We start from the raw sequence: 13855 nt of genomic DNA on the forward strand, positions 1-13855 counted from the left end.
GGCGGGTCCGGCGCCTCGGGCTCTTCGCAGGCCCTCCCTTGCGCTGAGTGGCCACGTGTGACGGCATCTGCCCCGGATGAATCGTTCCGGCCGGGGTGAGTGTCGTCAGGAGTGGCCACTCAACGTCGGGGAGCACTCCCGGAGCGCCGCTCAGGGCTCGCGCGGACGTCTCGGGGCGCCCCGGAGCGCTCCCGGAGCGCCCGATCCGCCCCGGCGAGATCCCCGCGAGGCCAAAAGTTAGTCCAGTGGTCTTGATTTCGGCTGTGGGCTGTGTCTCAATAGGTGCGTGACCAAGTACCACGCCGTCCGCGACCAGCTGCTGGACCGTCTCGAGGAGATGGCCTCCGGCGAGCAGCTCCCGCCCGAACGTGACCTCGCCGTCGAGCTCGGCGTCTCGCGCATGACCCTGCGCCGCGCGATCGACGAGCTCGTCGCCCGCGGCGCCGTCCGCCGCCGTCACGGCTCCGGGGTCTTCGCCCTGGGCCCCAAGCTGGACCAGGCGCTGATGGCCAGCTCCTTCACCGCGGACATGCGCGCCCGCGGCCTGCGTCCCGGCGCCCGGACGCTCTCCTTCGACGTCGGCCCCGTCGGCGCGCGCATCCGCAGCCGGCTGAAGCTGGCCGAGTACGACGACGCCGCCCAGGTCACCCGCCTGCGCCTGGCCGACGACGAGCCCATCGCCCTGGAGGAGCTGCACGTCCCGCGCGCGCTGGTCCCGGACCTGGCCGCCGCCGACCTGGAGGACCAGTCCTTCTACGACCTGCTGCTCGCACGCTGTGGCATCGTCGTCGCCCGCAGCGTCCAGACCATCGAGCCCACTGTCGTCGACGCCCAGGAGGCCGCCGACCTCGACGTGCCGGTGCATTCGCCGGCGCTGCTCTTCGAGCGCACCTCGTGGAGCGCCGACGACCAGCCGGTGGAGTTCGTCCGCTCGGTCTACCGCGGCGACCGCTACAAGATCCGCACCGAGCTCACCGCCCCCGGCACGGAGGAGGCGTCATGATCATCGCCGGACTGATGGCGGGCACCTCCGCCGACGGCCTCGACGTCGCTCTGGTGGAGCTCGAGCCCCACAGCGACGCCGACGGCGACGCGCTGACCATGCGTCTGCTCGCCGCGCGCGAGGTGGCCTTCGACGCCGCCCTCGGCCTGGACATCCTGCGCCTGCTCGAGCCCCGGGACGTGCCGCTGGCGCTGGTCAGCGACGTCGACGCCCGCCTCGGGCAGGCCAGCGCCGAGGCGGTCGCGGCCCTGGCCGCCGAGGCCGGCGTCGAGCCGGAGCTGATCGTCTCGCACGGCCAGACCGTCCGCCACGACGTCGCCGACGGCGCGGTGACCTCCACGCTGCAGCTGGGCCAGCCGGCCTGGATCGCCGAGCGCACCGGGACCCCGGTGCTCTCCGACGTGCGCGCCCGCGACGTCGCCGCCGGCGGCCAGGGCGCGCCGCTGGTCGGGATCCTGGACCGGATGCTGCTCGCCGACGTCGCCGAGCCGACGGCGGTGCTCAACCTCGGCGGCATCGCCAACATCACCGTCATCTCCCCGGACGCCGAGCCGATGGCCTTCGACACCGGCCCGGCCAACGCCCTCATCGACCTCATGGCCCGCCGCATCACCGGCGACGAGCGCGGCTTCGACCGCGACGGCGCGCTCGCCGCCCGCGGCCGCGTGATCCCCGCGCTGCTCGACGACCTGCTCGCCGAGCCCTACTACGCGCAGGTCCCGCCGAAGTCCACCGGCAAGGAGCTCTTCCACGCCGCCTACCTCGACCGGCATCTGGCCGCGCATCCGGGCCTGGACGAGCACGACGTCATCGCCACGCTGACGGCGCTGACCGCCCGCACCGTCGCGCAGGCCTGCGCCGCGCACGACGTCGGCGCCGTCGTCGCCTCCGGCGGCGGCACCCGCAACCCGACGCTGATGGCCGCGCTGCGCGCCGAATTGGGCGACGCCGTCGGCGTGCGGACCAGCGACGAGGCCTTCGGGCTGCCCGAAGGGGCGAAGGAGGCCTGTCTGATGACGCTGGTCGGCTGGCTGAGCTGGCACGGGCTGGACGCCGTCGCCCCGGCGCTGACCGGCGCGCGCCGGGCCACGCTCGCCGGACGACTCACCCCCGGCGCGCGGCCGCTGCGGCTTCCCGCGCCGCGCGAGCATGCCCCGCGACGACTGATCGTGCGGCGCTGACGCGCGCCGCACACCCGACCTCGACCCGCTCGCACTCGCATCATGACGAAGGAGACATGCCATGCAGATCATCGACCTCGTGGTGATCGTGGCCTATCTGGCCGCGACCGCCTGGCTGGGCCTGAAGCTCAGCGGACGCCAGTCCGGCCTGAAGGACTACTTCCTCGGCGGGCGTGACCTGCCCTGGTGGGCGGTCTGCCTCTCCGTGGTCGCCACGGAGACCAGCGCCCTGACCGTCATCGGCATCCCGGTGATGAGCTACCTCGGCGACATCTCCTACCTGCAGCTGGGGCTGGGCTACATAATCGGCCGCATCGTGGTGGCCTTCTTCATGCTGCCGCGCTACTACGACGGCGAGATGGTCACCGCCTACGCCTATCTGGGCAAGCGCTTCGGCAGCAGCACCCAGACCACCGCCGGAGTGACCTTCCTCTTCACCCGGCTGATGGCCGACGGCATCCGCGTGCTCGCCGCCGCGATCCCGCTGAAGACCATCCTCGACGGCATGGGGGTGCACACCAACTACTTCACCATCATCGTGGTGCTCGCGGTGGTGACGATCCTCTACACCTTCATCGGCGGCATCAAGGCCGTCGTCTGGGTCGACGTCGCCCAGATGGGCCTCTACGTCGCCGGCGGCATCCTCTCGATCATCGTCGTCTCCGCGGCCACCGGCGGCGGCTGGTTCACCGAGGCCGCCGACGCCGGCAAGTTCACCATGTTCCTCTTCGACGGGAACCCGGTCTCCGCCGACAGCTCCTTCGTGACCTCCCTGGTGGGCGGCGCGATCTTCGCGATGGCCTCGCACGGCTCCGACCAGCTCGTCGTCCAGCGGCTGCTGACCTGCCGCAGCAAGCGGGAGGCGCAGAAGGCGCTGATCGCCTCCGGCGTCGTGGTCTTCGTGCAGTTCGCGATCTTCCTGGTCGTCGGCCTGGCGCTGTGGAGCTACTACGACCAGCAGTCGCCGTCGGCGATGGGTCTGACGCGCGACGACGAGATCTTCCCGCACTTCATCATTGAGGGGCTGCCGCAGGGCATCTCCGGGCTGCTGCTCGCCGGCATCCTGGCCGCGGCGATGTCCACGCTGTCCTCCTCGCTCTCGGCGCTGTCCTCCTCGACGGTCACCGACGTCATCGGCAAGTTCCGCTCCACGCCGCTGACCGACCGTCAGGGGCTGCGCGTCGGCCGCTGGGCCACCATCGGCTGGGGCCTGGCGTTCATCGCCCCGGCGACGATCTTCCAGTCCGACGAGGGCAACATCGTCATCCTGGCCCTGGGCGTCGCCGGCATCACCTACGGAGGCCTGCTCGGCGCCTTCGCCTTCGGCATCCTCAACCGGCGGGCGACGGCGGCCGACGCGAACATCGCCTTCGTCGCCGCCGTGGCGGTCAACGCCTACTTCTTCGTCATGGAGAAGTATGTGACCGGAGAGGTCTGGGTCGCCTGGCAGTGGTACCCGCTGCTCGGCGTGATCGTGACCTTCGTCGTCGGCGGTCTGCTCTCGCTGCGCCGCCCGGCGGCGCCGCGGACCGGCCTCGCCGCCGAGACCCGTGACGAGACCCGGAAGGACGCACCCCGCCGATGACCGAGCACGACACCTCGCTGCCGCCCACCGAACGGCGCAACCCGCGCAGCGCCGCCCTCGACGAGCTGGACACCCTCGGAGTGCTGCAGCTGCTCAACGCCGAGGACCGCGTCGCCGTCGACGCCGCCGCGGCGGTGCTGCCCCAGCTGGCCCCGGTGGTCGAGCAGGCCGCCGAGCGGCTGCGGCGCGGCGGCACCGTCCACTACTTCGGCGCCGGCACCTCCGGGCGGCTCGGCGTCCTGGACGCCAGCGAACTGATGCCCACCTTCAACCTGGAGCCCGGACGGGTCGTCGGCCACATCGCCGGCGGCTCGGCCGCGCTGGTCGACGCGGTGGAGAACGCCGAGGACTCGGAGGAGGCCGGCCGCCGCGACGCCGCCCGGCTGGGGGCCGACGACGTCGCCATCGGCCTGGCGGCCAGCGGCTCCACCCCGTATGTGGGCGGGGCGCTGTCCGCCGCGGCCGAGGCCGGGGCGGAGACGGTGCTGATCTCCAGCAATCCGCGGGCTCCGCTGGCCGACCGCGCCGGGACGGTGCTGACGCTGGACACCGGAGCGGAGGTGGTCACCGGCTCGACCCGGCTGAAGGCCGGCACCGCGCAGAAGCTGGTGCTCAACGGCTTCTCCACTGCACTGATGATCGCCATCGGCCGGACCTGGCAGAACCTGATGGTCTCCGTCGTCGCGACCAACGCGAAGCTGCGTGACCGCACCGTGCGGATCCTGCAGGAAGCCACAGGACTTCAGGAGGAGCCGGCCCGGGAGCTGCTGGAGCGCGCCGACGGCGAGCTGAAGGTCGCGCTGGTGGCCACGCTGGCCGACGTCGCGGTCGAGACCGCCCGGAGTCTGCTGGGGCGGCACGACGGCTCGGTGCGCGAGGCGCTGGCGGCGGCCTACGGGGCCGGCGCTGGTGGCGACAGGGCTGACGAGGGGAGCCGCGGGTGAGCGAGCTGGTCCTCGGCCTGGACGTCGGCGGCACCGGCAGCCGCATCGCCCTGGCCCCGCTGGATCCGGCCTCCGGCGCCCTGCCGGATGCCGGAGACGGTGCGGGATCTGCGGCGTCCCGCCGCGAGCTGACCGGTCCCCGGGTGCACATCGGCCCCGAGGGCAGCAGCGCTCCCGCCGTCGTCGATGCGCTGCTCGATCATGCGGCGGAGGCCTGGCCGGAGGTGTTCGACCTTGCCGCGGGCGACCACCGGCTCCGCGGCGTCGCGCTGGGTGCCACCGGGCTGGCCTCGCTGGTCGACGAGCCGGAGACGCTGCCGCGACGGATGGCCGAGCGGCTCTCCGTGCCGGCGGCCGCGGCCATCGACGCGGTCACCGCCCACCTGGGCGCCCTCGACGGCGCCGGCGGGGCGATCGTCGCGCTGGGCACCGGCGCCGTCGCCGTCGGGCACCCCGGCAGCACGCTGCCGAGCGCGGCGGGAGAGCGCACCGGTTCCGCCGCCTGCCCGGCCGGCTGGCGCCGCGTGGACGGCTGGGGCCATCTGCTCGGCGACCGCGGCGGAGGGGCCTGGCTCGGCCGCCGCGGGCTGGAGGAGGCGCTGCGCGCCCACGACGGCGTCGACCCGGCCGGCGCCGCGCTGCTCGCCGCCGGACGGGAACGGCTCGGCGCGCCGGCGGACTGGCCGGCGCAGCTCTACACCCGCGACGACCGTGCCGGCGTGCTGGCCGGCTTCGCCGCCGACGTCGTGGCCCTGGCCGCCTCCGGCGACGTCGTCTCCGGCCGACTCGTCGAAGCCGCCGGCCGCGAGGCTGCCGCCAGCGCGCTCGCGGCCCTGACCCCTGAGCACCCGGGGCGCGTGGTGCTCACCGGCGGGCTCGCCGCCGCCGGAGGGGCGCTGACCGCCGGATTCACCGCCGAGATCGCCGCCCGCCGCCCGGAGACGGAGATCGCCGCCGTCGCCGGCGACCCGCTCGACGGCGCACTGCACCTGGCCCGGCTGGCCGCCGCCTCCGGGATCGTCACGCAGGAGGGATTCCTCTGGACATGACCGCCGCCCCCGCGGAGCCGACCGGCTCCGCCTCCGCCGACCCCTCGACCGCACCCGCGACCGACCTCGCGACCGACCTCGCCGCCGCCCTGGGCGCCGAGCAGGTCCTGGGCCGCGCCATCGACCGCCATGCCCGCGCCCACGACGCCTCGCACTACCTGCTCGTCCCGCAGCTGGCCGCCGTCGCCGAGGACGCCGAAGCGGTGGCCGCCGCGCTCGCCGTCGCCGCCGAGCACCGCACGCCGGTGACCTTCCGCGCCGGCGGCACCAGCCTCTCCGGGCAGGCCTCCGGCGACGGGCTGCTGCTGGACACCCGCCGCGGCTTCCGCGGCATCGAGGTCCTCGACGACGGCGCGCGGGTGCGGGTGCAGCCCGGCGCCACGCTGCGCGCGGTCAACGCCCGGCTGGCCCGCCACGGCCGCGCGCTGGGCCCGGACCCGGCCAGCGAGGCCGCCTGCACCGTCGGCGGGATCATCGCGAACAACTCCTCGGGCATGGCCGCCGGCATCGAGCACAACACCGTCCGCACGCTGGAGTCGATGACGGTGGTGCTGGCCTCCGGGACCGTCGTCGACACCGCCGCGGACGACGCCGAGGCGCGGCTGCGCGCCGCCGAGCCGCAGCTGGTGGCCACGCTGGAGCGGCTGCGCGACGCCGTCCGCGCCGACGAGGCCGCCGTCGCCGAGATCGCCGCGCGCTTCGCCATGAAGAACACCATGGGCTACGCCCTGGACGCCTTCTGCGAGGTCGACTCCCCGGTGGCGCTGCTCTCCCGGCTGCTCATCGGCTCCGAGGGCACGCTGGGCTTCGTCGCCGAGGCCGTCTTCCGCACAGTGCCGGTGCAGCCCCGCGCGGCCACCGGGCTGCTGGTCTTCGACTCCGTCGACGCCGCCGCCCGGGCGCTGCCGGCGCTGGTGGACACCGGTGCGGCCGCCCTGGAGCTGATGGACGCGACCTCGCTGCAGGTCGCCCGCCGCGGGCCCGACGCGCCGGAGGAGATCACCGCCCTCGACGTCGACCAGCACGCCGGACTGCTGGTGGAGTACCGCGGCGACGACGACGCCGCCCTGGCCGCCCGCGTCGCGGCCGCCGCCGAGGTCCTCGCCGGGCTGGAGACCACTCGGGAGGTCGATCCGAAGGCGGATCTGACCCGTGATCCGGCCCGGCGCGCGGCGCTGTGGGGAGTGCGCAAGGGCCTCTACGCCGCCGTCGCCGGGGCGCGGCCGCCCGGGACGATGGCGCTGCTGGAGGACGTCGTCGTGCCGGTCGAGCAGCTGGCCGAGACCTGCGACGAGCTGGCCGGGCTGCTCGCCGCCCACGACTACGCCGACCCGGTGATATTCGGCCACGCCAAGGACGGCAACCTGCATTTCATGCTCACCGAGGACACTGAGGACCCGGCCGCCGTCGCCCGGCTGGAGGCCTTCACCGAGGATCTGGTCGAGCTGATCCTGCGCCGCGGCGGGAACCTGAAGGCCGAGCACGGCACCGGGCGGGCGATGGCGCCGTTCATCGACCGGCAGTACTCGCCGACCCTGGTGGCGGTGCTGCACGAGGTCAAGGCCGCCTTCGACCCCGCCGGCATCCTCAATCCCGGGGTGGTGCTCACCGAGGACGCCCGGGCCCACGTCCACGACCTCAAGCCCGTCGACCGCGTCGACGAGGAGGTCGACCGCTGCGTGGAGTGCGGCTACTGCGAGCCGGTCTGCCCGAGCCGGGATCTCACCCTGACCCCGCGACAGCGGATCGTCGTCCGCCGGGCGCGCGAGCGGGCGCTGGCCGACGGCGACGTCGAGCTCGCCGCCGAGCTGGACGAGCAGCAGGCCTATGACAGCCTCGACACCTGTGCCGCCGACGGCATGTGCGCCACCGCCTGTCCGGTGCAGATCGACACCGGCGCGCTGGTCAAGCGGCTGCGCGCCGAGTCCCGCGGGCCGGTGGAACAGCGGGCCTGGCGCACCGCCGCCGACCACTGGGGCGCGGCGACGACGGCGGCCTCCCGCGGGCTGGACCTCGCCGCGACGGTGCCCTCAGTCGCGGTGACCGGGCCGAACGCGCTCGCCCGGTCGGTGCTCGGTGCGGAGACGGTGCCGCAGTGGAGCACGGACCTACCGCGCGGCGGGCGACGGCGCAGCGCGACGCCGGGCGGCACCGGCGTGCCGGCCGGGGCGTCGGGCGGTCGGGGTTCGGAAGGCGAGGTCGCCGCCGTCTTCCTGTCCAGCTGCCAGGGGGCGATGTTCGCCCCCGCGGAGGGATCCGTCGGAGTGCAGAGCGCAGTCGCCCGGCTGTGCGCGGCCGCCGGGCTGAGCCTGGTGGTCCCGGAGGGGCTGGACGGGCTGTGCTGCGGCACCCCGTGGTCGTCGAAGGGCTTCACCGCCGGCCATGAGGCGATGGCCGAGAGGGTCCTCGACGCCGTCGCCGCCGCCCGCGAGCGGGTCGCCGCCGGTGACGGCCGGGAGGCGGAGGCCGTGCCGGTCCTCGTCGACGCGAGCTCCTGCACCGAGGGCGTCGCGGCGATCATGGAGACCGCCGAGCGCGCGGGCGATCCGCGGGCCGGCGCCGTCGTCGACGCGCTGCGGCTGGTCGCCGACGACGTGCTGCCGCGGCTGCAGATCCCGGAGGGGTCCCAGGTGGCCTCGCTGACGGTGCACCCGACCTGCTCGGCGCATCGGGCCGGGCTCGACGGCGATCTGCGCGCCGTCGCCGAGGCCGCCGCGGTGGAGGTGCACATCCCCGTCGACTGGGGCTGCTGCGGCTTCGCCGGCGACCGCGGGATGCTCCATCCGGAGCTGACGGCCGCGGCCGCTGCCGCCGAGGCCGTCGAGGTGGAGGCGTTCGACGCCGTCGAGCACGCCTCCTGCAACCGCGCCTGCGAGATTGCGATGACCCGGGCGACCGGCCGGGACTATCGGCACGTGCTGGAGGTGCTGGCCGACGTCATCGCCGGGGGCCCGGGGCCTGCCCCGGCGCCTGCCCCGGGGCCTGGCGCGGGGCTCGGCGCGCACTGAGTGGCCACTTGTGACGGCATCTGCCCTGGACGAATCGTTCAAATCGCAGAGAATGTCGTCAGAAGTGGCCACTCAGCGGCAGGCCGCGACGTCGTCGACACGCCGCGGCCCGAGGACCTTCGCGCTCGGTGACCGGGCGCGAGAAGCTGACCCTGCTGATCCGGAGGACCAGTCCGGGACGAGACGAGAGGATGTGATGGGTGATGGAGGTCGTGATCGCTCCGGCCGAGGAGCTGGCCCGACTGGCCGCCGACGCCGTGGAGGAGCTGCTGCGCGCGAAGCCGACGGCGGCGCTGGGGCTGGCCACCGGATCGAGCCCGCTGGCCGTCTATGACGAGCTGGCTCGCCGCCACGCGGAGGAGGGGCTGTCCTTCGCGCAGGCGCAGGGCTTCATGCTCGACGAGTACGTGGGCCTGCCCGCCGAGCATCCGCAGCGGTACCGCAATGTGATCTCCGCCGAGATCGCCGACCGGGTGGCCTGGCCGGCCGATCAGGTCCACGGACCCGACGGGCTCGCCGAGGACCTGCCGGCAGCCTGCGCGGCGTTCGAGCAGGCCATCGCCGACGCCGGGGGAGTGGATCTGCAGCTGCTGGGCATCGGCACCGACGGCCACATCGGCTTCAACGAGCCCGGCTCCTCGCTGGCCTCGCGCACGCGGATCAAGTCGCTGACCGATCAGACGCGGCAGGACAACGCCCGGTTCTTCGACGACGACGTCGACCAGGTCCCGCCGCACTGCCTCACCCAGGGGCTGGGCACGATCAGCGACGCACGGCATCTGGTGCTGCTGGCCACCGGCCGGCACAAGGCCGAGGCGGTCCACCAGCTGGTCGAGGGTCCGGTCTCGGCGCTGTGGCCGGCCTCCGTGATGCAGCTGCACCCGCATGCCACCGTCCTGCTCGACGAGGGCGCGGCCTCGCGGCTGCAGCTGGCCGACTACTACCGACAGGCCTACGCCTCGAAGCCGAGCTGGCAGGGGCTGTGATCCGGCGCTGCGGCATGCCCCGCGCTGAGTGGTCGCCGGGCTGAGTGCCTCCATCCTGCGCTGAGCGGCCCTCTCCCCGTCCCGCCCCGCGCTGAGTGGTCACTTCTGACGGTTTCTCCCCCTGATGGAACGTTTCAACGGGGCGATCCGTCGTCAGAAGTGACCACTCAGGGCGCCGCTGCGGCCTCCGTCCGCTCGACGGCGGCCGGTGCCGGCCGCTACCGGTGCCGCAGCGGCGCCGTCGCCAGCTCGGCGATGCCCTCGTGCGGGCCGACGGCGGCCTCGAATCCGAGCTCCGCCCGGGCGGCCTCCGGCGAGGCGGTCACATGCCGGACGTCGAAGGCCCGGTGCTCGCCGGTGACCACCGGCTCCGGCCCGCCCATCACGGCGGCCAGCCGGCGGGCCATGTCGCCGATGGTGAACGTGCTGCCGGAGCAGACGTTGTAGGCGCGCAGCCCGACCGGTCCGGAGCCCACCGCCTCGATCGCGGCGAGGTTGGCCCGGGCGATGTCGGCCACGTGGACGAAGTCGCGCCGCTGCTCGCCGTCCTCGAGGACCCGCGGCGGCTCCCCGTGCTCGAGCGCAGAGCGGAAGATGGCGGCCACGCCGGAGTAGGGGGTGTCGGCCGGCATGCCGGGGCCATAGGCGTTGTGATACCTCAGCGCGATCGCCCGGGCCGACTCCAGCGTGCACCAGGAGGCGGCATAGTGCTCCTGCGCGATCTTCGAGGCGGCGTATCCGGACCGCGGGGCGAACGGTGCGTCCTCGTCGACGAGGCGAGGCTCGACGTCGTCGCCGCATCGCGGGCACCGCGGATCGAACAGGCCCCGGGCCAGGTCGCTCTCCCGCCGCGGCGCCGGAGGCACGTCGCCGTCGCGGGGGCACGTGTACCGTCCCTCGCCGTAGACCACCACCGACGACGCCAGCACCAGCCGCGTCGTGCCGGCGCGGGCCATCGCCGCGAGCAGCGTCGCGGTGCCGAGATCGTTGTGCGCCGCATAGCCGGGCAGATCCTGGGCGTCGACGCCGTTGCCCACAGTGGCCGCCTGGTGGCACACCACGTCCACCGTCGGCAGCAGTCGATCCAGCAGATCCGGATCGCGGACGTCGCCCCGGACCACGCCCGGCGGCGTCGTCGAACTCTCCCCGTGGGCCTGCGGCAGCAGCATGTCGACGCCGACGACCTCGTGGCCGGCGTCGGCGGCGGCCTCGGCGATGTGGCGGCCGATGAAGCCGGCCGCGCCGGTCAGCAGCACCTTCATGGCAGCTCCAGCGGCGGCGTCATGCCCGCCAGCGCCGCGGAGCAGGAGCAGTCGCGCTCGCCGGAGAGGGAGGAGATCACCGTGTGCAGCCGGCGCTTCAGCGCCGCGGTGTGCTCGGCGAACACCCGGAAGACCTGCTCCTGGTCCACGGCGTGTCCGGCGCTGATCCCGGCATCGAGATCGGTGACCAGGGCCGTCGCCGCGTAGCAGAGCTCCAGCTCGCGGGCCAGCGTCGCTTCGGGCTGCCCGGTCATGTTCACCAGGTCCCAGCCCTGCTTCGCATACCACTGGGACTCCGCGCGGGTGGAGAACCGCGGGCCGTCGATCACCACCATGGTTCCGCCGTCGACGGGCGGGGACTCCTCGTCGTCGAGCCCGTCCACCAGGGCTGTGCGCAGCCGGGGACAGTACGGGTCCGCGAAGGAGATGTGGCAGGCGCCCTCGTCGAAATAGGTCTGCTCGCGGCGGCTCGTCCGGTCCACCAGCTGGTCCGGGACCACCAGGGTCCCGGGCCCCAGGCCGTCGTGGAGCCCGCCGACCGCGCACGGTGCCAGCACCTGACGCACGCCCAGGCTGCGCAGCGCCCAGAGGTTGGCGCGGTAGTTCACCCGGTGCGCGGGGAACTCGTGGCGCCGCCCGTGTCGGGGCAGGAAGGCCACAGTGCGGCCGGTCCCGCCGGGCTCGTCGGACGTCACCGTGCCGACGGCGATGGGGGAGGACGGCGTCCCGAACGGCGTCTCGACGTCCACCTCCTGAGGGTCCTCCAGGAACGTGTAGAACCCGGATCCGCCGATGATGGCGATCTCTGGTCTCGGAGTCATGCGGTCTCCTTCCCTGCGGCTCTCGGCATCAACCGTGCCACGCACCGGCCGTCGTGGCGGCGGATCTCGCCGACGGCGAGTCCGGCCTCCGCCGCGAGCTCGGCGACGGCGTCGACGCCCACCCAGGTCCAGGCGAAGGACTCGGTGAGCCGCCCCGCCACGCGCAGCCGGATGATGTCATGGACCACGCCCGTCCCCGGGCCGTCGACCTCGACGATGACGGCTCCGTCCGGGCGCATGAGGCGTCGGAGCCGGCGGAGCAGCCGGACGGGATCTCCGCCGATGCCGATGTTGCCGTCGGCCAGCAGCGCCTCCCGCCAGCTCCCCTCCTCCGGCACCTCGTCGAAGATGTTCCGGTGCACCGCGTCGGCGCCGCGTTCCCGGGCCATCCTCACGGCCTCGGGGGAGATGTCGATGCCCAGGGCCCTGATGTCGCGCGCCGCCAGAGCCTGCGTCACGCGTCCGACGCCGCAGCCGACGTCGAGCGTCGGACCGGTGCAGCGGTCCACCAGCAGGGCGTGATCAGCGGCGTCGGAGAGGCCCATCCAGCGGCGGACGTCCATGGGGATCGCCGTGCCGTCGGACCCGATCACCTCGCAGTCGTGTCCGGAGAGCACCGCGTCCCAGGCGGTCAGTGGCTGCATGTTCATCAGATCGGTCATGGGCTTGGTCCTGCCTGCTCGTGGTCGGGCGTGCGGGAGACCTCGGCGGCGAAGCGTCCGCCGGGCCGCAGGGCGGCCACGGCGAGGGCGTCGGCCCAGGTGTCGACGTCGGCGAGGGGCGGGACGCGGCCGACGCGCGCGCCGGAGCGTTCCAGGGCGGCTGCGGTCTGCGCGCCGGTGTCCGGTCGCGACATCGGCACCTCCGTCAGGCAGCGTGTCCAGCCCGGCTCCCGGACCCCCAGCACCCACCAGCCGCCGTCCTCGGCAGGCCCCAGGGCGGCTTCATGGTCTTCCAGGGGGACGGCGGCCCGCCGCAGGTCGTCGGCGGAGACCTGCGGTGTGTCCATGCCGATCTGGACCACTCCGCGGCCGGCGTCGGCGTCGTGGTGGGCCGCGATCAGCCGGGACGTGAAGTCCTCGCCGCGCTGCGCGACGACCCGGTGCCGGGCGCAGACGGCGGCGATCTCCTCGGCGCGGGCCGCGTCGCGCAGCTCGCCGGTCATCGCGACGACCAGCGGCCAGCCGAGGGCCTCGGCGGTCTCGAGGGTGTCGAGCAGGGCGGCGGCGGCCATCTGCGCCGCCGGCTCGTCGCCGACGGTGGCCGCCAGGCGGGATTTCGCCTGTCCGGCGACGGGCGCCCGGGCGACGATCAGGAGAGTCGGCTCGTCGCTCATGACAGGACCTTGGCGAAGTCGACGAGCACCCGGGCGGTGCCTCTGACCGATCCCGAGACCTTGGACCTGGTGCCGCGGGCGCGCCGGGAGTAGACGACGTCCTGCTCGTGGACGGTCCAGCCGGCGTGGGCGGCCTTGATCATCAGCTCCAGCGGATAGCCGAATCGTCGGTCGGCGATCTCCAGGGCGAGCAGCTCCTCGCGCCGGCAGACCCGCATGGGGGCCAGATCGTGGATCCCGAAGCCGCTGCGGCGGCGGATCAACCCGGCCAGCACGGCGGTGCCGGCGCGGGCGTGCCACGGCCAGACGCCGCGCTCATCGGGCCTCCGGCGGCCGACCGCCATCGTGGCGTCGCCGCGGGAGACGACCGCGGCCAGCTCGGCCAGTTCGGCCGGATCCATGGACCCGTCGCCGTCGATCACGGCGACCAGCGGCGCCGCGGCCGCGAGGACCCCGGCATGGACGGCGGCGCCGTAGCCGGGCACTCCTTCTGGCACCACCGTCGCGCCGAGCCGGCGGGCCACTGCGGCGGTGTCGTCGGTGGACCCATTGTCCACGACGATCACGTCCATGCCCTGCGGCACGCGGGCCAGCACGTCGGGCAGAGCGGGTGCCTCGTTCCGGCAGGGAACGATCACGTCGCACCTCGGATGATCCGTCATCGGGCCTTCCATGGACTG

The 13855-nt window shown here is 74.2% G+C and carries 12 protein-coding genes; 7 read left to right on the forward strand and 5 right to left on the reverse strand.

What is annotated here, in order from left to right:
- The first annotated feature begins 286 nt into the window (after nucleotides 1-286).
- The 7 genes from ABD652_RS04510 (at nucleotide 287) to nagB (ending at nucleotide 9756) form a co-directional block, all read left to right on the forward strand.
- The gene (locus tag ABD652_RS04510; RefSeq protein WP_344718615.1) at nucleotides 287-1003 is read left to right on the forward strand and encodes a GntR family transcriptional regulator; all 717 of its coding nucleotides are present in this window, start codon (nucleotides 287-289) and stop codon (nucleotides 1001-1003) included.
- Nucleotides 1000-2184: an anhydro-N-acetylmuramic acid kinase gene (locus ABD652_RS04515; protein WP_344718617.1), complete on the forward strand. Its 1185-nt coding sequence runs from the start codon at nucleotides 1000-1002 to the stop codon at nucleotides 2182-2184. The genes ABD652_RS04510 and ABD652_RS04515 overlap by 4 nt, the downstream gene beginning before the upstream one ends.
- A gap of 61 nt (nucleotides 2185-2245) precedes the next feature.
- Nucleotides 2246-3769: a sodium:solute symporter gene (locus tag ABD652_RS04520; protein ID WP_344718619.1), complete on the forward strand. Its 1524-nt coding sequence runs from the start codon at nucleotides 2246-2248 to the stop codon at nucleotides 3767-3769.
- Nucleotides 3766-4713 carry an N-acetylmuramic acid 6-phosphate etherase gene (murQ, locus tag ABD652_RS04525; RefSeq protein ID WP_344718621.1) on the forward strand — a complete coding sequence of 316 codons (948 nt, stop codon included), beginning with the start codon at nucleotides 3766-3768 and terminating at the stop codon, nucleotides 4711-4713. The genes ABD652_RS04520 and murQ overlap by 4 nt, the downstream gene beginning before the upstream one ends.
- Entirely contained in the window at nucleotides 4710-5762 is a 1053-nt protein-coding gene (locus tag ABD652_RS04530) for a BadF/BadG/BcrA/BcrD ATPase family protein (protein WP_344718623.1), read from the forward strand. Before murQ ends, ABD652_RS04530 begins: the two co-directional genes overlap by 4 nt.
- Complete coding sequence (locus tag ABD652_RS04535; protein ID WP_344718625.1) at nucleotides 5759-8770, forward strand: FAD-binding and (Fe-S)-binding domain-containing protein; 3012 nt, start codon at nucleotides 5759-5761, stop codon at nucleotides 8768-8770. The genes ABD652_RS04530 and ABD652_RS04535 overlap by 4 nt, the downstream gene beginning before the upstream one ends.
- Nucleotides 8771-8973: 203 nt before the next feature.
- Nucleotides 8974-9756, forward strand: a complete 783-nt coding sequence (gene nagB, locus ABD652_RS04540; protein WP_344718627.1) for a glucosamine-6-phosphate deaminase — start codon at nucleotides 8974-8976, stop codon at nucleotides 9754-9756.
- A gap of 218 nt (nucleotides 9757-9974) precedes the next feature.
- Here the strand turns inward: nagB and ABD652_RS04545 are convergent, their stop codons facing one another.
- Genes ABD652_RS04545 through ABD652_RS04565 form a run of 5 tightly spaced genes read right to left on the reverse strand, consistent with a single transcriptional unit; the run spans nucleotide 9975 to nucleotide 13813 of the window.
- Nucleotides 9975-11018 carry an NAD-dependent epimerase/dehydratase family protein gene (locus ABD652_RS04545; protein WP_344718629.1) on the reverse strand — a complete coding sequence of 348 codons (1044 nt, stop codon included), beginning with the start codon at nucleotides 11016-11018 and terminating at the stop codon, nucleotides 9975-9977.
- Entirely contained in the window at nucleotides 11015-11839 is an 825-nt protein-coding gene (locus tag ABD652_RS04550) for an S-methyl-5'-thioadenosine phosphorylase (RefSeq protein WP_344718631.1), read from the reverse strand. The genes ABD652_RS04545 and ABD652_RS04550 overlap by 4 nt, the downstream gene beginning before the upstream one ends.
- Nucleotides 11836-12501, reverse strand: a complete 666-nt coding sequence (locus ABD652_RS04555) for a methyltransferase domain-containing protein (protein ID WP_344718633.1) — start codon at nucleotides 12499-12501, stop codon at nucleotides 11836-11838. The genes ABD652_RS04550 and ABD652_RS04555 overlap by 4 nt, the downstream gene beginning before the upstream one ends.
- Nucleotides 12498-13175 (reverse strand): TIGR04282 family arsenosugar biosynthesis glycosyltransferase, encoded by a 678-nt coding sequence (locus ABD652_RS04560; RefSeq protein ID WP_344718636.1) that lies wholly within the window; start codon nucleotides 13173-13175, stop codon nucleotides 12498-12500. Before ABD652_RS04560 ends, ABD652_RS04555 begins: the two co-directional genes overlap by 4 nt.
- Nucleotides 13172-13813: a glycosyltransferase family 2 protein gene (locus ABD652_RS04565; protein ID WP_344718638.1), complete on the reverse strand. Its 642-nt coding sequence runs from the start codon at nucleotides 13811-13813 to the stop codon at nucleotides 13172-13174. Before ABD652_RS04565 ends, ABD652_RS04560 begins: the two co-directional genes overlap by 4 nt.
- Nucleotides 13814-13855 lie beyond the last annotated feature (42 nt).

This window comes from Nesterenkonia halobia (genome assembly GCF_039536005.1).
In the GTDB taxonomy this organism is placed as follows: domain Bacteria; phylum Actinomycetota; class Actinomycetes; order Actinomycetales; family Micrococcaceae; genus Nesterenkonia; species Nesterenkonia halobia.